Origin of the sequence: Magnetovibrio sp. (genome assembly GCF_036568125.1) — a bacterium.
GTDB lineage: Bacteria > Pseudomonadota > Alphaproteobacteria > Rhodospirillales > Magnetovibrionaceae > Magnetovibrio.
This window is the reverse complement of the sequence record NZ_DATCTF010000010.1, coordinates 531,767-556,104: the sequence shown is the minus strand read 5'-3', so window position 1 is coordinate 556,104 and position 24,338 is coordinate 531,767. Positions and strand designations below refer to the sequence as shown.

At 59.3% G+C, this 24,338-nt stretch carries 28 protein-coding genes; 5 read left to right on the top strand and 23 right to left on the bottom strand.

Annotation, left to right across the window (positions count from 1 at the left end; all coding sequences use genetic code 11):
• Positions 1-13 precede the first annotated feature (13 nt).
• The 16 genes from VIN96_RS07335 to VIN96_RS07260 form a co-directional block, all read right to left on the bottom strand.
• Entirely contained in the window at positions 14-436 is a 423-nt protein-coding gene (locus tag VIN96_RS07335) for a hemerythrin family protein (RefSeq protein ID WP_331895048.1), read from the bottom strand.
• Between the two features lie 206 nt (positions 437-642).
• Positions 643-1,035: a DUF4389 domain-containing protein gene (locus VIN96_RS07330; RefSeq protein WP_331895047.1), complete on the bottom strand. Its 393-nt coding sequence runs from the start codon at positions 1,033-1,035 to the stop codon at positions 643-645.
• A 48-nt stretch (positions 1,036-1,083) separates the two neighbouring features.
• Positions 1,084-2,010 (bottom strand): M23 family metallopeptidase, encoded by a 927-nt coding sequence (locus VIN96_RS07325; protein ID WP_331895046.1) that lies wholly within the window; start codon positions 2,008-2,010, stop codon positions 1,084-1,086.
• Positions 2,011-2,089: 79 nt separating this feature from the next.
• Positions 2,090-2,740, bottom strand: coding sequence for a protein-L-isoaspartate(D-aspartate) O-methyltransferase (locus VIN96_RS07320; RefSeq protein ID WP_331895044.1), 651 nt, complete (start codon positions 2,738-2,740; stop codon positions 2,090-2,092).
• The gene (surE, locus tag VIN96_RS07315) at positions 2,740-3,519 is read right to left on the bottom strand and encodes a 5'/3'-nucleotidase SurE (protein ID WP_331895043.1); all 780 of its coding nucleotides are present in this window, start codon (positions 3,517-3,519) and stop codon (positions 2,740-2,742) included. Before surE ends, VIN96_RS07320 begins: the two co-directional genes overlap by 1 nt.
• Positions 3,520-3,521: 2 nt before the next feature.
• The gene (serS, locus tag VIN96_RS07310) at positions 3,522-4,799 is read right to left on the bottom strand and encodes a serine--tRNA ligase (RefSeq protein WP_331895042.1); all 1,278 of its coding nucleotides are present in this window, start codon (positions 4,797-4,799) and stop codon (positions 3,522-3,524) included.
• Positions 4,800-4,822: 23 nt separating this feature from the next.
• The gene (gene tatC / locus VIN96_RS07305; RefSeq protein WP_331895041.1) at positions 4,823-5,758 is read right to left on the bottom strand and encodes a twin-arginine translocase subunit TatC; all 936 of its coding nucleotides are present in this window, start codon (positions 5,756-5,758) and stop codon (positions 4,823-4,825) included.
• A complete protein-coding gene (gene tatB, locus VIN96_RS07300; protein ID WP_331895040.1) occupies positions 5,755-6,204 on the bottom strand; it encodes a Sec-independent protein translocase protein TatB in 450 nt (149 codons plus the stop codon). The genes tatC and tatB overlap by 4 nt, the downstream gene beginning before the upstream one ends.
• Positions 6,205-6,295: 91 nt before the next feature.
• Entirely contained in the window at positions 6,296-6,535 is a 240-nt protein-coding gene (locus tag VIN96_RS07295) for a twin-arginine translocase TatA/TatE family subunit (protein ID WP_331895038.1), read from the bottom strand.
• A gap of 199 nt (positions 6,536-6,734) precedes the next feature.
• A complete protein-coding gene (scpB, locus tag VIN96_RS16695) occupies positions 6,735-7,856 on the bottom strand; it encodes an SMC-Scp complex subunit ScpB (protein ID WP_414675597.1) in 1,122 nt (373 codons plus the stop codon).
• The gene (locus VIN96_RS07285) at positions 7,853-8,746 is read right to left on the bottom strand and encodes a ScpA family protein (protein ID WP_331895037.1); all 894 of its coding nucleotides are present in this window, start codon (positions 8,744-8,746) and stop codon (positions 7,853-7,855) included. Before VIN96_RS07285 ends, scpB begins: the two co-directional genes overlap by 4 nt.
• Positions 8,747-8,777: 31 nt before the next feature.
• Positions 8,778-9,476, bottom strand: a complete 699-nt coding sequence (locus VIN96_RS07280; RefSeq protein ID WP_331895036.1) for a site-2 protease family protein — start codon at positions 9,474-9,476, stop codon at positions 8,778-8,780.
• 35 nt (positions 9,477-9,511) lie between these two features.
• Positions 9,512-10,516 carry a beta-N-acetylhexosaminidase gene (nagZ, locus tag VIN96_RS07275; RefSeq protein ID WP_331895377.1) on the bottom strand — a complete coding sequence of 335 codons (1,005 nt, stop codon included), beginning with the start codon at positions 10,514-10,516 and terminating at the stop codon, positions 9,512-9,514.
• A 37-nt stretch (positions 10,517-10,553) separates the two neighbouring features.
• Positions 10,554-11,477, bottom strand: coding sequence for an SPOR domain-containing protein (locus VIN96_RS07270; RefSeq protein ID WP_331895035.1), 924 nt, complete (start codon positions 11,475-11,477; stop codon positions 10,554-10,556).
• 24 nt (positions 11,478-11,501) lie between these two features.
• A complete protein-coding gene (gene argS / locus VIN96_RS07265) occupies positions 11,502-13,256 on the bottom strand; it encodes an arginine--tRNA ligase (protein WP_331895033.1) in 1,755 nt (584 codons plus the stop codon).
• A gap of 35 nt (positions 13,257-13,291) precedes the next feature.
• On the bottom strand, positions 13,292-14,491 hold the full coding sequence (locus VIN96_RS07260; protein ID WP_331895031.1) for a deoxyguanosinetriphosphate triphosphohydrolase: 1,200 nt from the start codon (positions 14,489-14,491) through the stop codon (positions 13,292-13,294).
• A gap of 115 nt (positions 14,492-14,606) precedes the next feature.
• Between VIN96_RS07260 and erpA the strand changes: the two genes are divergently transcribed.
• Together erpA and xth are read left to right on the top strand one after the other, a co-directional pair.
• Positions 14,607-14,957 carry an iron-sulfur cluster insertion protein ErpA gene (erpA, locus tag VIN96_RS07255; protein WP_331895029.1) on the top strand — a complete coding sequence of 117 codons (351 nt, stop codon included), beginning with the start codon at positions 14,607-14,609 and terminating at the stop codon, positions 14,955-14,957.
• Positions 14,958-15,032: 75 nt separating this feature from the next.
• The gene (gene xth / locus VIN96_RS07250) at positions 15,033-15,815 is read left to right on the top strand and encodes an exodeoxyribonuclease III (RefSeq protein WP_331895027.1); all 783 of its coding nucleotides are present in this window, start codon (positions 15,033-15,035) and stop codon (positions 15,813-15,815) included.
• 9 nt (positions 15,816-15,824) lie between these two features.
• On the opposite strand, the gene VIN96_RS07245 is transcribed toward xth, so the two are convergent.
• The 4 genes from VIN96_RS07245 to VIN96_RS07230 form a co-directional block, all read right to left on the bottom strand.
• A complete protein-coding gene (locus VIN96_RS07245) occupies positions 15,825-16,679 on the bottom strand; it encodes a bacteriohemerythrin (protein ID WP_331895025.1) in 855 nt (284 codons plus the stop codon).
• Between the two features lie 487 nt (positions 16,680-17,166).
• On the bottom strand, positions 17,167-19,020 hold the full coding sequence (gene ilvD / locus VIN96_RS07240; protein ID WP_331895023.1) for a dihydroxy-acid dehydratase: 1,854 nt from the start codon (positions 19,018-19,020) through the stop codon (positions 17,167-17,169).
• 141 nt (positions 19,021-19,161) lie between these two features.
• The gene (locus tag VIN96_RS07235; RefSeq protein WP_331895021.1) at positions 19,162-19,683 is read right to left on the bottom strand and encodes a hypothetical protein; all 522 of its coding nucleotides are present in this window, start codon (positions 19,681-19,683) and stop codon (positions 19,162-19,164) included.
• A gap of 84 nt (positions 19,684-19,767) precedes the next feature.
• A complete protein-coding gene (locus tag VIN96_RS07230) occupies positions 19,768-20,166 on the bottom strand; it encodes a DUF302 domain-containing protein (protein ID WP_331895019.1) in 399 nt (132 codons plus the stop codon).
• A gap of 156 nt (positions 20,167-20,322) precedes the next feature.
• Between VIN96_RS07230 and VIN96_RS07225 the strand changes: the two genes are divergently transcribed.
• Together VIN96_RS07225 and VIN96_RS07220 are read left to right on the top strand one after the other, a co-directional pair.
• Positions 20,323-20,868, top strand: coding sequence for a DinB family protein (locus VIN96_RS07225; protein WP_331895017.1), 546 nt, complete (start codon positions 20,323-20,325; stop codon positions 20,866-20,868).
• Positions 20,869-21,022: 154 nt separating this feature from the next.
• The gene (locus VIN96_RS07220) at positions 21,023-21,313 is read left to right on the top strand and encodes a TusE/DsrC/DsvC family sulfur relay protein (protein ID WP_331895015.1); all 291 of its coding nucleotides are present in this window, start codon (positions 21,023-21,025) and stop codon (positions 21,311-21,313) included.
• 77 nt (positions 21,314-21,390) lie between these two features.
• On the opposite strand, the gene VIN96_RS07215 is transcribed toward VIN96_RS07220, so the two are convergent.
• Positions 21,391-22,248, bottom strand: coding sequence for a LysR family transcriptional regulator (locus VIN96_RS07215; RefSeq protein WP_331895013.1), 858 nt, complete (start codon positions 22,246-22,248; stop codon positions 21,391-21,393).
• A gap of 295 nt (positions 22,249-22,543) precedes the next feature.
• Here VIN96_RS07215 and VIN96_RS07210 point away from each other — a divergent pair, with 295 nt between their 5' ends.
• On the top strand, positions 22,544-22,759 hold the full coding sequence (locus VIN96_RS07210) for a hypothetical protein (RefSeq protein WP_331895011.1): 216 nt from the start codon (positions 22,544-22,546) through the stop codon (positions 22,757-22,759).
• Positions 22,760-22,833: 74 nt separating this feature from the next.
• On the opposite strand, the gene VIN96_RS07205 is transcribed toward VIN96_RS07210, so the two are convergent.
• Entirely contained in the window at positions 22,834-23,478 is a 645-nt protein-coding gene (locus tag VIN96_RS07205; protein WP_331895010.1) for a tetratricopeptide repeat protein, read from the bottom strand.
• A gap of 70 nt (positions 23,479-23,548) precedes the next feature.
• On the bottom strand, positions 23,549-24,184 hold the full coding sequence (locus VIN96_RS07200) for a tetratricopeptide repeat protein (RefSeq protein ID WP_331895008.1): 636 nt from the start codon (positions 24,182-24,184) through the stop codon (positions 23,549-23,551).
• Positions 24,185-24,338 lie beyond the last annotated feature (154 nt).

Here is a 24,338-nt window from a genome sequence, read left to right as displayed (position 1 = left end):
TCGGCAGCAACCGTTATGGTTCCAGAGGCGTCAGTTTGTCGGTCCGTTTGCCAATGACATGGGGCTTGTATTGCATATCCTCTTTCACGACATGATCGATCAGCCAGGACCTCAGGAATGACGATAATGCGGCGAGGTCGATGTCGCCCCCTTTTTTAACTTCCTGATGCTTTTCTTGAACCCCTTTCAGGAGCAGCCTGTGCTTCTCACGATGATCACGCAGACCTGGAAAATACACAGCCTCCATGAGATTTTCCTCGCGTTGAAAATGCTCTTTCGCGTACTGCTCAAGAGCCTCAAATGCGGGTCCGAGAAGTTTGAGGTTTCCCGTTGAGATTGCCATTTCATATGCATTGATCAGTTTGATCAGGTGCTTGTGATCATCATCGATAAGTTCGTTGCCAACCGATAGCTTGTCGTTCCACTCAATGGCCATAGCCTGAACCTTTGTATGTTGCAGGTTTTTGCAAATGCCCCGTTTGAGCATACAGTGTTTTAAGGACATAGTGACAATCAGATGGAACGTCCGTGTCTCCGCACGGCGCGTCCTTGCCGCCCACAACAGCGGGTGTGCGCTCATCAATGAAGTGATGGCACGCCATGCTCTGGAGTAGCTACTGCCCCAGAGGGGGCCTTTTACCGTTATTCAGGCTCGCTCGTCTTCGGCGGGGCCTTTTTCGTTGCGGGTTTCTTTTTCGCTGCGGGTTTGCGCGTCGTGGTCTTTTTCGCAGCCGGTTCCGGGGCCGGTTCGGGCTCAGGTTCCTGCTGCCCCCAATCGCTGACCGGATACGGCATATGGTCGGTTTGGAAGGTCAGAAACGCAGTCACGTCGCGAATGTAGCCGCCCAGATCGCCGCCCAGGGTTTGCAAACGGGCGTTGGGGGCCTTGGTGAACAGAACGGTGAAGAACTGCACCACGGTGATCATGGCGATGAGGATTTCGGCGATGTTGAAGGCGATGGCGAACAGGACGATGTAGATGAGCCGCATCCACGTCGACTTGTCGGTGAGATTGTCGCGGGTCTGGTCTTGCATATCCATCTCCTGGTTCCATTCCGGCCCCAAGAACATCGATGGGGCCTGCTACATGAGGTATTTGTGGGGATCGACGGCGGTCGAACCCTTTCTCAATTCAAAATGTAGTTGCGGTTCGCTGACGCTGCCAGTGCTGCCGACCCGAGAAATTTTCTGGCCCTTGGCGACCTTGTCGCCACGTTTGACCAAAAGCTCGTCGTTATGAGCGTATGCCGTGACCCAGCCGCCGTCGTGCTTGATCAGCAGCAAGTTGCCGAAGCCGCGAATTTCGTTGCCCGCATAGGCCACCACGCCGTTTTCCGACGCCTTCACCAGCGTGCCGCGCGGCGCGGCGATGTTGATGCCGTCGTTGTGCAGGCCCTTGTCCTTGCTGCCGTAGCTGGAAATCACTTTGCCATCGACCGGCCAGCCGAACTTGCCGCCGGAGCGCTTGGGCGGTTGGGGCACCGGGGTCTTGGACGGCGGCGTCGCGCTGGGCCGGGTCGGCGTCACCTTAGCGCTCGGCGCGGCACTGGGCGCGGGCGGCGGCGCGCTGGCGACCTCCGTCCCCCCGCTCCCCCGCGGAATGCGCAATTGCTGGCCCGGATAGATGGTGTACGGCGCGCGAATGCCGTTGACGCGCGCGATGGCGAAGGCGTCGGAATTGTAACGCTTGGCGATCAATGCCAGATACTCGCCGCTTTGCACCGTATGCAGACGCCCACGGGGCAGTTCCAAACGCTGACCGACGGTGAGTTCATAGGGCGGGCGCAGATTGTTGGCGTCGATGATGTCGCGCGGCGACAGTTTGTGACGCCGCGCGATCGAATAGACCGTGTCGCCACGACCGACCTTGACGGCGGTGGCGTTGATGAACGCATCGCTGCTGGCCCCGGGACGATTGACCGAACGCGGACCGTCGCTCGACGACGGGAACGACAGCCCGCCGCACGCCGACAGGGCCAGCAACGCGAGCAACGCAAATCCTTGTTTCAAAAATCGTCCGGAATCCATCACCATAGGCGGATTATGGCCTTAGCCGCGCTTGGCATCAATGCCTGGAACGCGCCAAGGGTCATGCCGGGGCTTCGCCTTCGACGAACGGCACGAACCGCACCCATCCAAGGTCGGTGATTTTGGTATCGTCTTCGCGCCGCACCACCTTGACCAGACGCTGATCATGCTGGTCGTCGCCGATCGGCACCACCATGATGCCGCCGACGGCCAGTTGATCCACCAGCACCGGCGGAATGTCGATGGCCGCCGCCGTGACGATGATGCGGTCGAACGGCGCCTGTTCGGGCCAGCCCTTCGATCCGTCGCCGCACCGCGTGGTGATGTTGTGGATGCGCAGGGCCTCGAACCGCTTGATGGCTTCGTCTTGCAGGTTGCGGTGACGTTCGATGGTGTAGAGCCGCCGACACAGCGGTGCCAGCACGGCGGCCTGATAGCCCGACCCGGTGCCGATCTCCAGCACCTTGCAGCGATCGCTGAGTTCCAACGCCTCGGTCATCTGCGCCACCACCAGGGGTTGGCTGATGGTCTGATGATGGCCGATCGGCAAGGCCGCGTTTTCGAACGCGCGGTCTTGAAAGGCTTGGGGCACGAACATCTCGCGCGGGGTCTTTTCCATGATGTCGATGATCGCGGGCGCGACACCGTTTTTGCGCAGGTCCAAGACCAACTGCATCATGCCGGGATTGCGCGGCGCGGAAGGGGCAGCCATCAAAGGGCCTCCTTCAAGGTCTTGATCATCGCCCGGTGGGTCAGGTCGAGGCTCAGCGGCGTGATCGACACCGCGCCGCGACTGACCGCTTCCAGGTCGGTGCCTTTGAGCGACTTGTCCTCGTCGCGCTGCGCGCCGATCCAATAATACGGCGCGCCCTTGGGGTCGCGGCCTTGCAACAGCTCGCAGCCGATCTTGCGCCGCCCTTGGCGGGTGGTCTCGATCCCCGTGACCTGATCGGCAAGGCAATCGGGAATGTTGACATTGAGCAGCACGCCGCGCGGGAACGACACCCCGGCCAACTGCTTCATGACCTTTTCGACGTAGACTTCCGCCGTCTTCCAATGAGCTTTGGCTTCATCGGGGGTGACCAGGGAAAAGGCCACCGACGGAATGCCCAGCAGCGTCCCCTCCATGGCCGCCGCCACGGTGCCGGAATAGGTTACGTCTTCGCCCAGATTGCCGCCGCGGTTGATGCCTGAGAGCACCAGATCGGGCGGGCAGTCCTTCATCACTTCGTGCACCGCCAGCATCACGGAATCCGTGGGCGTGCCGGTGACGGCGAACTTGTGCTTGGAAACTTTGTGGATGCGCAGCGGCGAGCGCAAGGTCAGCGAATGTCCGGCGGCGCTTTGTTCCGTTTGCGGCGCGACCACCCAGACCTCGCCGGCGATGCGCTTCATCACCCGTTCCAGGGCCTTGATGCCCGGCGCGTTAACGCCATCGTCGTTGGAAATCAGCACCCGCGCGCGGGACAGGTCGGGCACGCGCTCGCGCATGGTCAGCTCGATCCCTTGATGACCTCGAGCCCACCCATGTACGGACGCAAGGCTTCGGGCACGGTGATGGAGCCGTCTTCGTTTTGATAGTTTTCCAACACCGCCACCAAGCAACGACCGACCGCCAGACCCGAACCGTTCAGCGTGTGGACGAATTCGGGCTTCTTTTCCCCTGCCCGCTTGAAACGCGCGTTCATACGCCGCGCTTGGAAATCGCGGGTGTTGGAACAGCTGGAAATTTCCCGGTAGGTGTCTTGCGCCGGCAGCCACACTTCGATGTCGAAGGTCTTGACCGCGCCGAAGCCCATGTCGCCGGTGCACAGCGCCACGGTGCGGTACGGCAGTTCAAGCGCTTCCAGGATGCCTTCGGCGCAGCTGGTCATGCGTGCGAGCTCGGCGTCAGAGTCTTCGGGTTTGACCACCGACACCATTTCCACCTTGGTGAACTGGTGCTGGCGGATCATGCCGCGGGTGTCCTTGCCCGCCGAACCCGCTTCGGAACGGAAGCACCACGTCATCGCAGTGTAGCGGCGCGGCAGGTAATCCTCGGCGATCATTTCCTCGGCGACGATGTTGGTCAGCGGCACTTCGGCGGTGGGGATCAGCCAGTAATCGTCTTCGGTGTGAAACAGATCTTCGGCAAATTTCGGCAACTGGCCGGTGCCGAACAGCGCGTTGTCTTTGACCAACGCGGGCGGGTTCACTTCGGTGTAGCCGTTGTGCAGGGTTTGTTGGTCGAGCATGAAGTTCGCCAACGCCCGTTCCAGCCGCGCCAGTTGACCCGACAAAATCACGAACCGCGCGCCGGACATCTTCGCCGCCGTTTCGAAATCCATCATGCCCAAGCCTTCGCCCAAATCGACGTGGTCTTTCACGGCAAAATCGAAGCTCTTGGGCGTGCCCCATTTTTTAACCTCGACGTTGTCGTGTTCGTCCGCGCCGTCGGGCACGTCGGCGTCGGGGATGTTGGGGATGCCTGCCAGGGCGGCGTTGAGCTTGTCGGTCGCGTCTTTGGCCTTGCTTTCGGCGTCGGCCTGGGCGTCCTTGGATTTGGACACCTCTTCGATCAAATCCGCCGCGTCTTCGCCCCGGGCTTTGCGCTGGCCGATTTCCTTGGCCGCCGCGTTGCGTGCGGACTGGATCTCTTGCGCCAAGGTGCCCAGCGCCTTGCGCTCGTCGTCCAAGGCGATCAGCTCGCCGCTCAACGGCTCCAAGCCACGGCGCGCCAATCCGGCGTCGAAGGCTTGCGGGTTTTCGCGAATTTTGCGGATGTCATGCATCGGCCGTCTCCCCTGAACCGAACTTAAGGTTCGGGTACTTCATCAACTTTGTTTTTGTCGCCGTGTTCGGGCTTTTTTTCCGGTGCGGGCTTGGGCTCGGTCGGTCCGGTTTCGTCTTCGTCGAACACCAGGCCCTTGTCCTCGTCGTCGCTGTCGTCTTCCAGTTCATCCTCGTCTTCCTCGCGACGCTTGTCGACCATGGCGACGGACAGGATGGAAATTTCGTACAGCATCAACGTCGGCACCGCGAGGCCGATTTGGGTGATCACGTCGGGCGGCGTCAAGATCGCGGCGGCGATGAACGCGATCACCACCGCATAGCGGCGTTTTTCGCGCAAGCCCTTGGCCGTGACCATGCCCGCGCGGCCCAGCAGCGTCAGCACCACCGGCAGTTCGAACGCCAAACCGAACACGAAGATCAAACGCATCACCAACGACAGGTATTCGCTGACCTTGGTTTCCAATTCGATCGGCAGACCGCCCGCGCCCGTGGTGCTTTGGAACCCGGCAAAGAACTGCCACGCGACGGGAAACACAAAATAGTACGCCAGCGCCGCGCCCAAGAAGAACAAGACCGGCGAAGCAATCAAGAACGGCAGCAGCGCTTTCTTTTCATTTTTATACAGTCCCGGCGCGACGAACTTCCAAAACTGCGCGGCGACGAACGGGAAGCTGATGAAGACCGCAGCGAAGAACGCCACCTTGATGCGGGTGAAGAACGCTTCGTGCGGCGCGGTGAAGATCATGCGCTGGTTCCCGCCGCCGTGTTCGCGCAAAACATCGGCCAATGGCTGGGCAAGGAACGAATAAATGTATTCCGACACACCGTAGCAGGCGAAGAACAGCACCAACACCACGCCCAATGAAACCATCAGACGTTTGCGCAGCTCCAGCAGATGCGACATCAGCGGGGCTTTATCCTCTTCGACAGGATCGGCGGTGACGTTGCTGTCGCTCACGATGTCTGTTCCGTCTTCGGTGAAGTGGTGGCGATCGGCATCACGTCGTCATCGTCAGCCGGCGCGGACGGCATGGCCGCCGTGCGGTCGGCTTCGGCGCTGTCGCCCGGTTCCATCACCTCGGTGACGTCGACGTTGGATTTGGAAGTCACCTTGGCGGTTTCGTCGTCGCTGAGGTCAAGATCCTTGGCGAGATCGGTGCCGACGGTTTCTTCCAACTCTTTTTTCAGGCTATTGCTGCCGTCGGTGAGTTGCTTTTTCACATCGTCCAGTTCGGCTTCGCGCACCATCTCGTCGACGCCCGACTGAAAGTCGCGCGCCATCATGCGGGCTTTGCGAATCCACGATGAAACCATCTTGATGGTTTTGGGCAAGTCCTTGGGGCCCACGACGATCAACGCGAGCACCCCAATCACTAACATTTCCGGCAAGCCGATGTCGAACATGGCAGACTACCGCCGATTACTTGATGCAAGGAAAGAAAGAGAAATGCTGCCGCCTCTTTTGCAAGGCGACAGCACGCGAGACGACAAAGCCTTAGGAGGCTTTGTCCTTGTCTTCGGCTTTCGCGTCCACGGTCTTGGTGGTCTTTTCCTCGATCGCTTCGGTTTTGGCTACCGGTGCTTCATCGTCGTCGTCACCCTTCATGCCTTTCTTGAAGGACTTCAGGCCTTTGCCGAAGTCACCCATGAGGCCAGAAATCTTGCCTCGGCCGCCAAACAGCAGCAACACGATCGCAAGAACGATCACCCACTGCCAAATACCCATAACACCCATGTCGTTATCCCGTTCGTCTGGTGTCTTAAAAACTGTGCGCAATCTCGTGAAATCGGGGATTTCTCCCCCTCAGCGCCGGTTCGGCGCCTCGCCGCGAAATCGCATGAATGACTTTCATACAGAGCCGATGGTCCCGGATCAAGGGAAACGGTGCAGTGCAGCGAAAACAACTCCAAGTTTTCGCATAAGTGATTGCCTTTTATCGGTTCTCGTCGTCCTCGTCGTCGAGGTCGTCTTGATCCTTGTTTTCTTCCCGCTCCAAGGCCTGAACCGCGCTCTTGACCGCATCGGCGACCGCGCCCATGGCCGCGTCGAGCTTGTCCGCCGTAGCCTTGGTGGTGCCGGAATAGTCCATTTCGACCTCGGGCTCCGGCTCGGGTTCAGGCTCCGGTTCGGGGCGGGTCGCGTCGATGGCGTCTTCCAGCGGCGTGTTGTGCAGCGGCGGCACGGCGATGTCGTCGTCTTCGTCGTGGTGTTGAGCGCGCACGATCTCGGCTTCGCTGAGCACCAGGCTTTCTTGAACTTCCGCCGAGGTCTGCATGGTGCCACGCACCGAATAGGCTTCGATGGCGGGACGCGAATCCAGCAGGCCCATGGCGCGCAGTTCCTTGAGCCCGGGCAACTGGCTGACGCTTTCCAAACCGAAGTGATCCAAGAAATTGTCGGTGGTGCCCCATTGCATCGGCCGCCCCGGCGTGTCGCGGCGTCCGCGCGGTTTGATCCAGCCTTCTTCGAACAGCAGATCGAGCGTGCCCTTGGACAGGCTGACGCCGCGAATTTCTTCGATTTCGGCGCGGGTGACGGGCTGGTGATAAGCGATGATGGCGAGCGTTTCGATGGCCGCACGCGACAGCTTGCGCGACACTTCGACTTCCAGATTCAGCCGTTGGCCCAAATCCGGCGCGGTGCGAAACGCCCACGAACCGCCACGTCGCACCAAATTGACGCCGCGTTCGTCGTAAAAGCCGCGCAGTTCGCGCAACAACGCCTTGACGTTGACGCCATCGGGCAACCGGTGCGCAAGGGCACGTTCCGACACCGGTTCGCTGGACGCGAACATCACCGCTTCGAGCAGACGCACCAGCTCGGGGTCGACCTCTTCGTCGTTCTCGGCCTCGTCGATGTCGGCCATGTCGTCGCCATCCAGCTCGTCGAAGGCCGCATTGGCGGCCTTGATTTCGGCTTCGCGCTGCTGCGCGCGATTGACCGGCGCGGCTTCGACCTCGTTGTCGTCGGGGGCGTCGGCCTGTTCACTTTCGACCTGGGCGGACTCGTCGCCGTCCATGAGATCTTCGGGCATTTCGTTTTCGATTTCGTTCATGCTTCGTTACCGGGTTCGTATTCGCCCAATCCATCGTATTCGGCCTCGCCCTCGTCATCTTCGGGTTTGGCGTCGTGAACGAAGGGCTTGTCCCAGTCCTCGGTGGTTTGGAAATAAATTTCGCCGAAGGTGCCATCCTGACGGATTTTCAACCGCCCTTCCTTGGCCAGTTGCAGCACCGCGCCGAAAGTGCTGGCCATGGCCGAACGGCGGGTCAGCGGGCTTTGCAGGTTGTCGGGCAAAAAACTGATCAAGGTCCGCCAATCGGGGGTGTGGCCGACCAGCGCGCGCAACCGCATCAGCGCATCCTCGATGGCGTGCAATTCCCACGACGATTCGATGTGCAGGGTCTTGCCCTTGGTGCTGCGGCTTTTCTGACGCGCATAGGCGCGGATCAGGTCCGTCAAACTGGCGTCGAAGATGGTTTTTTGCGTGGTGTGGAACCGTTCGCGCGCGCCGCGTGAATAAAAGTCCTGGCCCAGGCGCGCCAGCGCCATCAACTTTTCGCCGGCGTTTTGCATCGCCTCTAGGCGTTGCAACTGAAATTGCAGCGCGGCGGCTAGCTCTTCGCCCGACGGCTCGTCTTCCTTGCTCAAATCCGGCAGCAACAGGCGCGATTTCAAGTACGCCAGCCACGCCGCCATGACCAAATAGTCGGCGGCCAGCTCCAGGTTTTTGCGGCTCGCCTCCATAACGAACTTCAAATACTGGTCCGCCAACTGCACGATGGAGATGTGGATCAGGTCGACCTTCTGTTCGCGCGCCAGCGTCAGCAGCACGTCAATGGGCCCGGCATAGCCGTCCACCTCGACCTCGAACGGCGAGACGGAGGGCATCTCAGGCAGCCCATCCTCTTCAAAATCAGAAAATCCCGACGTGTCGTCTATCATGCGACTCTCAACATTCATCCTTTTGGCGACGTTATCTGATTCCCGTCACGGTGACGATGATGTCCATCACCGCTTGCGCCGGAACCAAGACCAAAACCCGCAGCACATTCAAATCGAGCCCGATTTTGTCACCAATCCACGGCAGAATAAACAGCAGGAAGATCAAAATGGTGAACCCGGCGCGTTCCAGCCGCGCCAACATACCCGAAAACGGCTGCGGCAACAGCCCCACGGCGATGCGTCCGCCATCCAACGGCGGCAGCGGCATCAGGTTGAACACCGCCAATATGATGTTGACCTGCATCGCATTGACGAGATTTTGCGCGGTCCACAGCACCATCGCATCAGGCAGATACTGGGCCACGTGCAACAACAAGGCAGACACCGTGGCGATCAGGATGTTCGCCCCCGGCCCGGCGGCGGCAACCAAGATCATGTCGCGACGGGGATGGCGCAGACGAAAGAAATTCACCGGCACCGGCTTGGCGAACCCGAACATGAACTGCCCACCGCTGAGCAGCAACAACCCCGCCGGCATCAAAATGGTGCCGAACAGGTCGATGTGCTTGATCGGATTGAACGTCACCCGGCCCATGCGCAACGCGGTATCGTCGCCCAATTTCGACGCCACCCAACCGTGCGCGGCTTCGTGCAAGGTCACGGCGAGGACGATCGGGATCACCCACACCGAGGCGATAATCAATATCTGATACGGATCGAAGTCCATCATGGGCGTTGTGCGGCTTTCTGGGTTCTTGGGGGACGTTATCCCAACAAGGTGTCGAAACGGCGGCGGGCCGCAGCGTGCTCAGCATCCGTTTCGAAAGGCTGGGCAGCGGCGGTGCGGTGAAGTTCACCCAGTTTATAGCGCGACCAGGCGGCCCGCGTCATCTCTGATGCGCCGTCGGCCACTTGAACCATTTCGTTCATGTCGCCGTTGCAATGCAGCGCGACGTCGCAGCCCGCCGCCAAACTGGCGCGGGCGCGGTCCGCGAAGCCGCCGCTCAGCGCCTTCATGGACAGATCGTCGGACACCAAAACCCCTTGAAAACCAATCTGTTTTCGGATCACGTCGGCGATCACCGCCGCCGACAAGGTGGCCGGTTGACGCGGATCGAGGTCGCTGTAGACCACATGCGCGGTCATCGCCCACGCCGCCATGTGCAAGGCGCGAAACGGCGCGAAATCGGTGTTTTCCAGATCTGCGCGCGGGGCGTCAACCAGCGGCAGGTCCATATGACTGTCCACCAGCGCGCGGCCGTGACCGGGAATGTGCTTGATGATCGGGGCAACGCCGCCTTTCATCAGGCCGTCCATAAACGCCTTGGCGAGGGTGGAGATGGTTGCGCCGTCCGCGCCGAACGCCCGATCGCCGATGATCGGGTCCGCGCCCGGTTGCGGCACGTCGAGCACCGGAGCGCAATCGACGTTCACCCCCAGCGCCGCCAATTCGTGCGCGATCAAACGCCCGCCCAGCGTGCTGGCTTCAACGCCCTTGGCGGGGTCTTGGGCGTAGAGGTCGGCATACGCGCGCGCGGCGGGAAATTCCGGCCAATGCGGCGGTTTGAGGCGCGCCACGCGGCCGCCTTCCTGATCGATCAGCACCGGCGCATCCGGGCGGTCCACGCACGCACGCAGATCATCGACCAGGGCGCGCACCTGTTCGGGGCTGTCGCAATTGCGCTGAAACAAGATGAAACCGAGCGGATTGCAGGCTTGAAAAAAAGCGCGTTCCTCGGCGGTCAACGCCAACCCAGAGCACCCGAACACGACCGCCAAGGGTTTCGTTCGGGGCTTGGCATCTGACTTAAGGCTTGGCAATCAAGCACCCCACGTTGCGCTTGGCGAGCTCATCGCAAATGGCCTTGGCTTCGTTTCGATTGGCGAACCAGCCGCCGCGCACGCGGTAAAAGACCCCCTTCACGCCCAAATCGGCGCGCTGGATCACCAACTCCAGACCGCCCAGGACATCGCTGTGCTTTTTCACCATGCGCGCCCATTCGTTCTTGGCGTCGGCTTCGTTGCGCACCGCGGACAACTGCACCATGTAGCCCTGCCCTGCGGTTCCGGTGGCTTTGGCGGCCGCTGGAGAAGGCTCGGGCTCGGGCGCGGGTGCCGGTGCGGGCTTAACCTCCGGCGCGGCTTTCGGGGGTGGCGCTGGTGCGGGTTCCGGCGCGGGCTGGGCTTTCGCCACCTCTTGAGGAGCACTCGGCGCGGCAGCGGGCGGTGCGGGCGGCGGCGTGGGTGCGGCCTCGGGTGTCATTTCGGGTGCGGGCGCAGGCGCGGCATCGGCGACAGGCTCAAGCGCTTGGGGCATGGCCTGGGGCGGCTCGATCGGCGTTTCGGGCGGCGGCAACAAGCGTTCCACCTGCCCCGCGCCACCGCTGTCTTGCTCGCCGGCCATACGGTCGTAAACCAACTTGTCGCGGTCGGGTACGTTCATGCCGCCGGGATCGGCCGGTTTTTCCTTCAAATCGAACTTCGGCGCCAAGATCATCGGCACGTTGCCCGCAGAGGCCTGATCGTCCGCGGCTTGGTCTTGCACGTACATCCACCCCGCCCAGCCGCCACCGGCGAGGACCAGCACCAAAACGACCCACAGCCACAGGCCGTGGCCCTTGTCGGGCTGGCTTTTGGCGATGAGTTCAAAGTCCAACAGTTCCGACGCGTCGGGGACGTTCTCGTCGTATTGGTCGTCGTATGGATCGGGCGAATCGGGTTGCTTGTTCATGGCTCGCATACTAGCGCTAAATGGTTAACGCATCTCTTTCACAGGGGTTACGCCGAACACGTTCAGACCCGAAGCGATGACGTTGGCGACGGCGCGGATCATCGCCAGGCGCGCCAGCGTCAGCTCGGCGTCGTCGGCAATGATGAAACGCAGCGCCTTGTCGTCCTTGCCCTTGTTCCACAAGCCGTGGAACTGCGCCGCAACGTCGCCCAGATAGAACGCGATGCGATGCGGTTCATGTGCCACCGCCGCACTTTCGACGATGCGCGGCCACTGGCACAATTGCTTGATCAACTGCAGTTCGTTGTCGTCGTTCAAACGGCCCAAATTGGCGCCGTGCACAGCGTCGTCCGTCACCGCGTCGGCACCCAGTTCGTCGGCGGCCATGCGCATCACCGAATTGACCCGCGCGTGGGCGTATTGGACGTAGAACACCGGGTTGTCCTTGGATTGTTCGGTGACCTTGGCGAAGTCGAATTCCAAACCGGCGTCGTTCTTGCGCGTCAACATAATGAAACGCACCACGTCCTTGCCGACTTGATCGACCACGTCGCGCAGCGTCACGAAGGTGCCCGCGCGCTTGGACATCTTCACCGGCTCGCCGCCGTCCATCAACGACACCATTTGGCACAATTTGACGTCGAGCGCCGCGTTGCCGCCGCTCAGCGCCTTGATCGCCGCCTGCATACGTTTGACGTACCCGCCATGATCCGCACCCCACACGTCGATCATGTCAGAAAAGCCGCGCCGGTATTTGTCGAGGTGATAAGCCATGTCGGTGGCGAAATAGGTCCAGCTGCCGTCCGACTTTTGCACCGGACGGTCGACGTCGTCGCCGAACTGGGTAGCCTTGAACAACGTCTGTTCGCGCTCTTCCCAGTCATCGGGCAGCTTGCCCTTGGGCGGTTCCAGAACGCCTTGATAAATCAGCCCCTGGTCTTTGAGGAAGTCGAGCGCCTCGGCGACCTTGTTGTCGCTCACCAACTGGCGCTCGGACGTAAAGACGTTGTGTTGAACGCCCAGCGCCGCCAGGTCGTCGCGGATCATTGCCATCATCGCATCGATGGCGAAATCGCGCACGGCGGGCACCCACTCGGCCTCGTCCGCGTCTTTCCACTTGTCGCCATCGCGCGCCGCCAACGCTTCGCCCGCGGGGACCAGATAGTCGCCGGGGTACAAGCCTTCGGGAATGTCGCCGATCTTTTCGCCCAGCGCTTCGCGGTAGCGCAGATGCAGCGAGCGCGCCAACACGTCCACCTGCGCGCCGGCGTCGTTGATGTAATATTCGCGGGTGACGTCGTAGCCCGCCTTGTCCAACAGCGCCGCTAAGGCATCGCCGAACACCGCGCCACGCGCGTGACCGACGTGCATTGGACCGGTCGGGTTGGCGGACACGTATTCGACGTTAACCTTGTGGCCTTGGCCCGCGGCACTGTCGCCGTAGGCCGCGCCCGCATCCAAGATGTCGCGCAACCGCGATTGCCAGAAATCCTCGCTCAAACGCATGTTGATAAAACCCGGCCCGGCGATTTCCACACCGGTGACGCCGCTCATGCTTTCGGCTTTGGCCGCCAACAGCGCGGCGATATCGCGCGGGTTTTTCCCCGCCGGTTTCGCCAGCACCATGGCCGCGTTGGTGGTGATGTCGCCATGGGACGTGTCGCGCGGCGGTTCCACCGTGATGCGGCTGAGGTCCAATCCGCCCGGCAGTTCGCCAGCGGCGGCAAGGTCTTCGATCAGGGTGGCGATTTGATCGCGAAAGTGGGTAAACAAGTTCATGTGGGGTTCTCAGATATCCCAGGGTGTTTAAAGACTTAACCCAGCGTGAATTCGCTGGTGCGCGCTTGCAAGTCGAACAATCGTCGGTGTTCGTCCAGGGCATAGCGATCCGTCATGCCGGCGATGTAATCGGCGACCACGCGCGCCGTGATCTCGTCGCCCGGCGCGCCTGCGCCCGCCTGCCACTCGGTCGGCAGCGTTTCGGGTTCGCGCAAGAACAACTCGAACAGATCCTTGACCACGCGGCGCGCCTTGGAGGTCATGCGGTTCAGTTTGTAATGGCGGTACATGTTCGGAAACAAGAATTCTTTCAGTTCGCGGTCGTTTTTCGCCATTTCAGCGGAAAATCCGACCAACGCCGCGCCATAACCGCGCACATCGTCGACCGTTATGGGCTTGGCGTCGGCCAGGCGCGCACGGGATTCGGCCAAAATGTCTTCGACCATCAAGCCGATGGTGCGGCGCACGACTTCGTGCACGGTGCGCGAAAAGTCCAAATCCGGATACAGCTTTTCCACCTCGGCAAAGGTGCGCCCGACGAAATCGACTTGGCGAATGTCGTTGATAGAAAACAGGCCCGCGCGCAAACCGTCGTCGATGTCGTGATTGTTATACGCCACATCGTCGGCAACGGCGGCGATTTGTGCCTCGGCTGAAGCATAGGTGGACAATTCCAAGTCTTGCAGCTTGGCGTATTCGACGATCGCCCACGGCAGCGGCGCGGCACCGTCGAAACCGGTTAGCGGTCCGTTGTGCTTGACCACCCCTTCCAAGGTTTCCCAGGTCAGATTGAGGCCGTCGAAATCGGCGTAGCGGTGTTCCAGGTTGGTCACCACGCGCAACGACTGGGCGTTGTGGTCGAAACCACCGTACGGCGCCATCAGCTCTTCCAGTTCGAACTCACCGGCGTGGCCGAACGGCGTGTGGCCCATATCGTGGGCCAACGCCAAGGTTTCCGCCAAATACTGGTTAAGGCCCATGTTCTGAGCGATGGAACGCGCAATTTGCGACACTTCCAGGGAATGCGTCAGGCGGGTACGGAAAAAATCGCCTTCGTGATTGACGAACACCTGGGTTTTGTACTGCAAACGGCGAAACGCCGCCGCATGGATGATACGGTCGCGGTCGCGCTGAAAGCAACTGCGGGTGGCGCTTTCCGGCTCATCGTGCAGGCGGCCCCGGCTTTGTTCGGGGATACAGGCGTAGGGTGCGAAATTTTCGGTCGAATTGTCCATGGGGGGAACCTACCCTTACACAACAAGCCCCGCAAGCGTTTGACATTCGCCGATTGCATATTACATGAAGGTACAAATACGCTATGATTAGCAAAACCTGATGAACGAGGACATCATGCCCGATACCACCGATATGCAAAACGCCCTGAAAATCGGCGACGGCGCGGTCACCCGCATCAAGGCGCTGATCGAAAACGAAGGCAACCCGGATCTGAAACTGCGCATTGGCGTTTCAGGCGGCGGATGCTCGGGCTTTCAGTACAATTTCAGCCTCGACGACAAGGTCAACGACGACGACGTGGTGTTCGAACGCGACGGCATCAACGTGGTGGTCGACGAAACCTCGATCCCGTTCGTCGGCGGCGCGACCATCGACTTCAAGACCGATCTGATGGGCGCTTACTTCACCATGGACAATCCCAACGCCAGCTCGACTTGCGGTTGCGGCACCTCGTTCTCCGTCTAAGCGCTTAAGTCGTTTTAAGAATCGTGTTACCAAAAGGGCTCGTGATCGCGGGCCCTTTTGCCGTCTGGAGTCTCCATGAAAATCGCCACCTGGAACGTCAATTCCCTCAAAGCCCGACAAGAGCACCTGATCCGCTGGTTGGGTGAATTCAACCCCGACGTGGTGCTGTTGCAAGAACTTAAGGGCGTGGCAGAAAACTTCCCCATGCTGGAGGTCAACGCCGCCGGTTACGAGGCCGCCGTGGTCGGGCAAAAGACCTACAACGGCGTGGCGATCTTGTCCAAGACCCCCATCGAAATCACCGCCGAGCGTCTGCCCGGCGAAGAAGACGACGAACAGGCGCGCTACGTTGAAGGCATCGTGCAGGGCGAAAACGGCGGCGTGCGTGTGGGCTGCATCTACCTGCCCAACGGCAATCCTGCGCCGGGCGACAAATACGACTATAAACTGCGCTGGATGCGCCGCCTGTACGCCCACGCGAAAGAGCTGTTGAAAACCGAAGAGCCGTTCGTTCTCGGCGGCGACTACAACGTCATTCCCGAACCCGAAGACGTTTACGCGCCGCAAAAGTGGACGCGCGACGCTCTGTATCTGCCCGAAAGCCGCAACGCCCTGCGCTGGATCGTGAATTTGGGCCTGACCGATGCGTTCCGCGCCTGCAACGCGGAAGGTGGGCGTTATTCATGGTGGGATTACCGCTCCGGTTCGTGGGATCGCGACGAAGGCTGTCGCATCGATCATTTATTGCTTAGCCCGCAAGCGGCGGATCGGCTGGTCGATAGTGGCATCGACAAAACGCCGCGTGGATGGGACAAGCCATCCGATCACACGCCGGTATGGTGTGAACTGTCGAGCTAACGCCTCAGTTCAGCCCAACCCAACCGCCGCGAACGGCACCACCATGGCGACGCGGGAAATGGTTTCCAGCAAATTGCGCGCCTTGATCGGTTTTTCCAGGTAATCCGCGACCATCAAGTCGCTGGAACGTTCTTTTAAGACGTCGGTGGAATAGCCCGTCAACATCACCACGCGGGTGGGCAATTGCATTTCCCCCACTCTACGGGCGAACTCGGTTCCGTTCATGTCGTCCATGACCCAATCGCACAAGACCACGTCCGCAGGACGGTCAGCCAAGCGGGAGATACCCTCGGCGGCGTTGTCGACGATCTGAATGTTGCGAATGCCCACGGCACGTAAAATGGTGCGGATCAAGCGACAGAAGTTGGGATTGTCGTCCACCAGCATGACGCGCAGATGTTCCCATTCGTTGAACGTCACACCGTCGCCCAAAAAACCAACTTGTCCAGCTGCGTCAGAGGCTGCAGCGTTGTTCAGACAAGTGTCGCGATAAGCAAAATCGGACCCCATGATGTGATCGACCAGCCACGACTGAAGGAAATCGCGCACATGGACGGGATCGACGTTCCACGGACTGGCTTGAAAATCTTCATAAACGGCACGGACTTGACCGCTGAGCACCCGGTGAGTGGTTTTGTGGGTTTCGAGGCCCGAATAACCGCTCAACTCCATCATCTTTTCTTCGCGCAGAAAGTGATAGTCCGTGTATTCGACCAGCGCATCCAACACGCTGCCGAGAACCGTCGATTCCTCATTGTCGGAAATGCAGTCATTGACCTGATTGAGCAGGTTGATGAGAACCTTGTGATCGGCATCGACGAATGTGACGCCGGTCTCGAGTTTACTGGTCCATTCTACAAGCACTGTTTCACTCTCACCTGCGGGTTTTCCCGTATTGATGATCAGTGTTGTGCAACTCGACGTTGACGCAACATCCAGGGCACAGGACGCCATTCAAGTACATTGAAAGGTTATCTAAATTGAGGGCCGCCCACACTTAATCGACGAGACATAAGGCTCATCTACGCCAATATGCGTACTGCAAATTAGATTGACGATCAATCAAAATACACACTTTCGTTACAATGGATGATGGGCCAAATACCGCATAAGTTGCACTCATTCGTGCGGCGCAAAAATATTACCCACACAACAAGTGTGGATAACAAAGGCAAACCAAGGTATCGACGAGATTGGCCAGCCCATCGCACCACACGCTCTACACGAGAATTTCAAGAACGCTTATTTTAACATCGGGGAAAATTTTACGTCGTTTTTTGTGAGAATTGCGTCTCCGCCACCTCTGCAAGACGGCGAAAACGCAAAAATCTCATCTGATTTCGACTTCGTGTCAGCTTTCGACCTGGCTGACATCACGAACCGCGCCACGGTCCGCGCTGGTCGCCAGCGCGGCATAAGCGCGTAACGCCGCGCTGACTTTACGCGGGCGGTCTTTGGTCGGTTTCCAGGCCTTCGCGCCACGCGCGACCATGGCGTCGCGGCGTGCGGACAGCACCTCATCACCGACCGCAACGTTGATGGAACGGTTGGGGATGTCGATTTCAATGATGTCGCCTTCTTCAACCAAGCCGATGGCCCCGCCTTCGGCCGCTTCGGGGGATACGTGACCGATCGAAAGTCCCGACGATCCACCGGAAAAACGCCCGTCGGTGAGCAGCGCGCAGTCCTTGCCCAAGCCCATCGATTTCAGGTAGCTGGTCGGATAGAGCATTTCCTGCATGCCGGGACCGCCTTTGGGGCCCTCGTAAACCACCAGCACCACGTCACCCGCAACGATGTCGCCGGCGAGGATTTTCTCCACCGCCTCGTCTTGGCTTTCGCAGATGCGCGCGCGGCCCTTGAAGGTCAGGATTGACGCGTCGACGCCTGCGGTTTTCACGATGCAGCCGTTTTCGGCGATGTTGCCATACAGCACCGCCAAACCGCCGTCGGCGCTGTAAGCGTGTTGCTTGTCACGGATACAGCCCAATTCGCGGTTGGTATCCAAAGTCTCGTAGCTGCTGTTTTGGCTGAACGCGACCTGGGTCGGCACGCCACCGGGGGCGGCGCGGTAAAAGGCTTTCACCAACTCATCGTCGGTGTTCATGATGTCCCAACGATCCAGAGCGTCGCCCAAGGTCTTGGAATGCACAGTAGCGACGTCGCGGTGGATCAACCCGGCGCGGTCCAGTTCCGCCATGATGCCCATGATGCCGCCGGCGCGGTGCACGTCTTCCATGTGGAACAACTGGGTCGACGGTGCGACCTTGGCCAAATGCGGAACGCGGCGGCTCATGGCGTCGATGTCTTTCATGGTGAAATCGACCTCGCCTTCGTTGGCGATGGCCAGAATGTGCAGCACGGTGTTGGTCGAACCGCCCATGGCGATGTCCAGCGCGATGGCGTTTTCAAATGCTTTTTTGCCGCCCAAGTTACGCGGCAGGACGCTTTCGTCACCGTCTTCGTAATAGCGCTTGGTGATTTCCATGACGATGCGGCCGGCTTCCAAGAACAGGTCCTTGCGCGCAGCGTGGGTGGCCAGCAAAGAGCCGTTACCCGGCAACGCCAAGCCAAAGCCTTCGGCCAGACAGTTCATCGAGTTGGCGGTGAACATGCCCGAGCACGAGCCGCAGGTGGGGCAGCTGGCGCGTTCGAAATCCATCACCGTTTCGTCCGAAACGTTGGGGTCGGCGGCCTGGATCATGGCGTCGATCAGATCGACGGCGATTTCCTCGCCGTTGACCACCACCTTGCCTGCTTCCATCGGTCCGCCGGACACGAACACGGCGGGAATGTTCAAGCGCATCGCCGCCATCATCATGCCCGGCGTGATCTTATCGCAGTTGGAAATGCACACCATCGCGTCGGCGCAATGCGCATTGACCATGTACTCGACGCTGTCGGCGATGATTTCGCGCGAAGGCAGCGAATAGAGCATGCCGTCGTGGCCCATGGCGATGCCGTCGTCGACCGCGATGGTGTTGAATTCCTTGGCCACGCCGCCGTGCGCTTCGATTTCACGCGCCACCATTTGGCCCAGGTCCTTCAGATGCACGTGACCGGGCACGAACTGGGTGAACGAGTTGACCACCGCGATGATCGGCTTGCCGAAATCGCCGTCCTGCATGCCCGTGGCGCGCCACAAGCCGCGCGCGCCCGCCATGTTGCGGCCGTGGGTCGAGGTGCGGGAGCGATATTCGGGCATGATCTAAATCCTTAAGCTGAAAGGCTTGAAAGCCGTTGTGTTGATCGAAAAATAACGGTCGGCGGCAACAATTGCCAGTGCGAAAATGCCCTGCACCTCGCCCTTTCCGGTTCCTGGAAACGGCTATTTTCATCCCAGATATCAACCGCCGAGCATGGCCCTGATTTGCGTATCGGGGTCCAGCGGGTCGTCTTCGTTGCGTTCGCGGCGGCTGTTTTCGTATCCGGCGGCGTTTTCCAGGTAGGCCTCATACACCTCGACGGCGTGCTGAAAATCGAAAAACGTCGTCGCGATGCCGCCGTTCCAGGTGATCGCTACCGGCCGTCCCGGATGCGCCTTGAGCAGCGCCAACAGCCCCAGTGCGGTGCGCTCGCCGGGATATTCGTTTTTGACGATGCCCGGCGCGATGAATGCACGCACGTTGGCGCTGAACTGCGCCCATGGCACCAATGAAATGCCTTCCAACGTCGCATAGCCCGCCATTTCCTGGCGTGCGGCCAATGCAGTGTCCTCGGCCACGCCTTGATAGATGACGTAAGCCGGTTCGCGGGCGTCAATGAAGACCTCGACCAAATCGCCGTTCGCCGCCATGGCCGGATGCACGCCGCCCCACAGGACGATCGCGAGCAAAACCAAGGCACAGGCACGCACGACGCTTTTCATGGCCGGGATACTATCACACCCAAATGAAAACGGGGCGTCGCCAATTGCCGACGACGCCCCATCAATCAAGCGGATGTTTAACGCTTAAGCCGCCGCTTCGAGGTCGGCTGCAACGGCCTTGAGCAGGTCCTGAACTTCCATCGCCACCGCGCCGAGCGACTCGTTTTGAATGGCCGCCATGGACGCGATCGGATCGACGATCGAGACTTCAATCTTGCCGTCGTCGCGCTGCTGGACCAAAACGTTGCACGGCAACATCACACCGATTTTGTTTTCCGCCGAGATGGCCTTGAAGGCGTGCTTGGGGCTGCACGCGCCGAGGATGGTGTAGGGTTTGATGTCTTCGCCCAACTTTTCCTTCATGGCGTTCTGCACGTTGATGGTGGTCAGCACGCCGAGGCCCTTTTCCTTAAGCGCCGCCGTGGCTTTTTCGATGGCTTCGTCGAAGGTGCAGTCCAAGGTGACGGTGAAGTGATAGCTCATGGTCGCTCCGATACGGTTCAAACAGTGTGGGGGATTTAACACAGCGAAAATGGGATTAGTAGCGCATCATTTCAAGCCCCTTTCAACGACTTTATCGTGCGACACGGTCCACCCATTTATATTGATTACACAAATTCTACGCAGTACCGTATCGCCATGAGCGAGCACATCGATTCCTTGAATGATTTGCAAATCATGGCGCGGTACAACCGCTGGGCCAACCAGCGCCTCTACGACTGTGTCGCAACGCTTTCTGACGATGAATATCGCCTGGATCGGAGCGCCTTTTTCGGCTCCATTCACGCCACGCTGAACCACATCTTGGTCGGCGACCGGGTGTGGACCAGCCGCGTCATCGGCGAATATTCAGGGATCAAAAGCCTCGACGAGATTCTCCATGACGACTTCGCGGCGCTGAAATCTGCCCGCACCGCCATGGACGAACATATCGTGCGACTGGTGGACCGGTTGTCGGTCGGCCTCGACGGCGGTCTTAACGGCGAGGTGCGCTATCGTTCCCTGGCTGGTGGCCCCAAACACGCCTCGCCCGCACGACACGTTTTTCTGACCCTGTTCAATCATCAAACCCATCATCGCGGTCAGATTCACTGCATGCTCACCCAAGCCGGTTGCGAGAATCCGCCCGCGTTGGACGTGATCATCATGCTGCGCGAATTCGCCGACAGCGATCAAACGATCTAAAAACGCTCTAATTTTTGCGATAAATCGCCTTTTACATGCGTTTTTTCTCATATAGAGCTTGAACGCCGCTTAATTCCGACTTATTTAGTCAGGTAACAGCCCTTGGTATTTTTCGCCAGCGGGCAAAACCGATATTGTTACCCAGGAGGGACACATGGATTTTCAAACCGATGGTGAAGGCTTCTTGCTGAACCGCGACCAATGGACGCCTGAAATCGCCGCCGAAATCGCCAAGCGCGACGGCCGCGAAATCACCGACGAAATCATGGGCTACATCGAAGCCGCGCGTCGCATGTACGACGAAAACGGCACCGTGCCCGCCATCCGCAACTTCACCAAAGCGATGGGCGTGGACAAGAAAGAACTGTTCAACGTGTTCGAAACCGGACCGATGAAACTGATCTGCAAATGGGGCGGCTTGCCCAAGCCGACCGGCTGCGTCTAAGTCGTCTACGGCGACAAATAATCAAAGGGGATGGCTCAACCAGCCATCCCCTTTTTTGTTGGCAATTTGGTTGCGGTTCAATCCGCTTGACGTTTGGCCGCCACAGCCCGCAATCCCGACAGGGCCTGGGCGAACCGTTCTCCCTCGGCGCGTTCAGTGGGATAGATCATGTAGATCGCGCGCGAAAACGACGGCGCATCGGCAACGCGGGTCAATCGTCCGGCATCGACCTGCTTTTGCACGAAGCGTTTGGGCAGGTAGCCCGAACCGCCGCAGTTGAGAATGTGCTGCAAGCCGAGCATGCCTTGACTGACGGAGATCGCCGGGTAGGTGCTGTCCATATAGGCCATGTCGTGTTCGGCCTGAAATTCCGGCCCCCAGTCGATGAACACGTAGCCGTCTGTACCCGGCCCGCCGCCTTCGGCGCTGGTCGACACCAACACCAACTTGTCCTTGAGCAATTCTTCGATCGTCAAGCCACCGCGCGCCTGGGGCGTGTACATCACGCCGATGTCCAGCAAGCCCTCTTGCAGCTGTTTGATCAAGTCTTGGGGAAAACCCACTTCCGCGCGTAACGCGACTTCGGGAAGGGTTTGGCGCATCCACGGCAGCCAACTGAGCAGCAGCTCATCCCACAAGGTGAACTGACCGCCAATGGAAAACACGTCGCGAATCGTTTCCGGCAACACCAAGTCGTGACGCGCCTGCTGCCAGATGCGCAGCAGATGGGTGGCATGAGGGTAAAAACGCTGGCCCGCGACTGTCAATTCCGTGCCTGCACGCGAGCGCACGAACAGGGACCGGCCGAGCTGCTGTTCAAGATTTTGAATGCGGATGCTCACCGTCGATTGGGTGACGTTGAGCTTTTCGGCGGCGCGGTTGAAGTTTCCCGTCTCGTAGACGGCGACGAATGTCTTGGCGAGGTTCACATCCATGATGGCGTTTCCCGATTACAGATTTGGGCGCAGATCATTCTAATCGAATTTATAAATTTTAGTAATAAGATAATTTCGTTTGTATAATGATGCATTGCGGCGCAAATTTAATTCGAAGCAGATCCCCTTCAGACTGACTTCACGCAGAAAGCGACAGCCTCACTCACACTGCGGGCGTCGGTTTCTCACACAACGGCTTGTTCTGCTGCCAAGGATTTGGCCGTTGGCCGCAGGTGGGGCCTGCTGACCCCGCCCCACCTGCGGCGCCCCTAACACTTGAATAAGGATGACTTCGATGACGAAGCTCTCACCGTTTGATGCAATGCCCCCGGATGGCGCACAGATGCTTTCCCTGGCCACCGCCATCGTGGAGCCTCAAATGCACGCGACCGCCACCGCCCACCCAGGCGAGGCGATCGAGGCCATCCGTACCTTGCTCAACGATTTCGAACCGGCCATGGAGAGGAAGATCGTGCGCCCGATGCGCATCCATCGCTACCGCCACGGCTGATCCTTTTGATCGGGGGAAAGAGGGGTTGAAACGTCGTTTCGCCCCTCCACCCTGGAACACTTCAGGAGCTTTTCTTACTGAACGTGCGCAAGCGTTTTTCGACACGCCTCTGACGATTTGATGCGCCCAAACAGGGTGTCGAACGGAACGGGTTTCCATGCCTTTACCGCATCGGTGTTGGCTTGAATTTGTTGCGGCGTCATTTTTGTTTCAAGGTCATCAATATACTGGACGGTTTCCCAGTCATGGCCAAGGTAGCTAAGATCTTGCAAAAACAGTAAGTTCAGCCAAAAGTGGGCTTTTACCGGATCCTTTGGCAAGCTGCCTCCCTCCGCATACTCCCTCGCCAGAATGAGTTGCCCGAAAGGTGCGTTCAGATCCGCAGCCATCCGATACCATTGCATGGCCTTCACCTGATCCGAAGGCATCCCCAAACCGTCTTCATACATCACCCCTATGAATGAAACCGCGTTTTTATCGCCCCCATAAGCGGCACGGCAGTACCATCGCATGGCTTCAACATAATTCTGTGCCGTGCCATGTCCCTGGCGGTAAAACTGGCCGAGGTTGAATTGCGCATCGGCACGACCGGCCTCAGAAAGCGCCAGCATCTTCGCATAAGCTTGCTCGTAATCCCCTTGCTCGTAAGCTTGCATACCTTTCTCAAATGTCGTTTGCGCCTGCTGGACGCAAGCCGTGGCCAAAGCCATGATCGTCATCAGAAACAGATGTCGCATGTTCGTCCCTGCGCTTTTGCTCAATGGTATAGACATATCTTGAACCCGGCGTCTATGAACACGCCTTGGACGAACGAACCCACGCCGCCATCTCATCGGTGAAGGGAGAAGGCTTCCACGCTTTGACGGCGGCGTCACCAGACATAATCTGTTCGCTTGTAAGCAGTTGCTCTACATCGTAGATCAGCAATGCGGCATCCCGCTCCAAGCTGAAAGTTTGTTTATGGGCGAGATTCAGCCACAGATAGGCTTGTTCAAGATCCTTTGGCAGGTATTGTCCCCGCAGGTAAAATTTCCCTAATTGATACTGACTGAACGGATTGTCCAGATTTGCCCCCAGGCGATACCACTCAATCGCCTTGTCCAAGTCGCGTGCAACGACAAAGCCATTCTCGTGAAAATATCCAATGTTGTTGATCGCGGCACCTCTACCGCTCTGAGCCGCACGGCAGTACCAATCCAAGGCATCGAAACGATTTTTCGCCACGCCGAGGCCTTCATTGTACATGTAGGCGACACGGAGCTGAGCACTGCTGTGACCGGATTCAGCCAAAGGCTTCAAGATGGTCATGGCCTCTGAGTAATCCCCCGCGCGATATGCAAGGTTTCCGCGTTGATAAGCCGTAACGGGTTTCTGCGCGCATGACGCGGCCAGCGCCACAACGCAAATCAGCACCAACAATCTCATAAGCTTCCCCTGGTCACAGTCCGCATTCGAACGACTGTCTCACAGTCGGCGGACTCGATCAAGAGATGCCCACAATAAGAGAAGCAATCGCATAGATTGCTTAGCTCGCGCACGCTAAGTATAAGACTATCGGGGGATAACGGTCGCGGTGCCC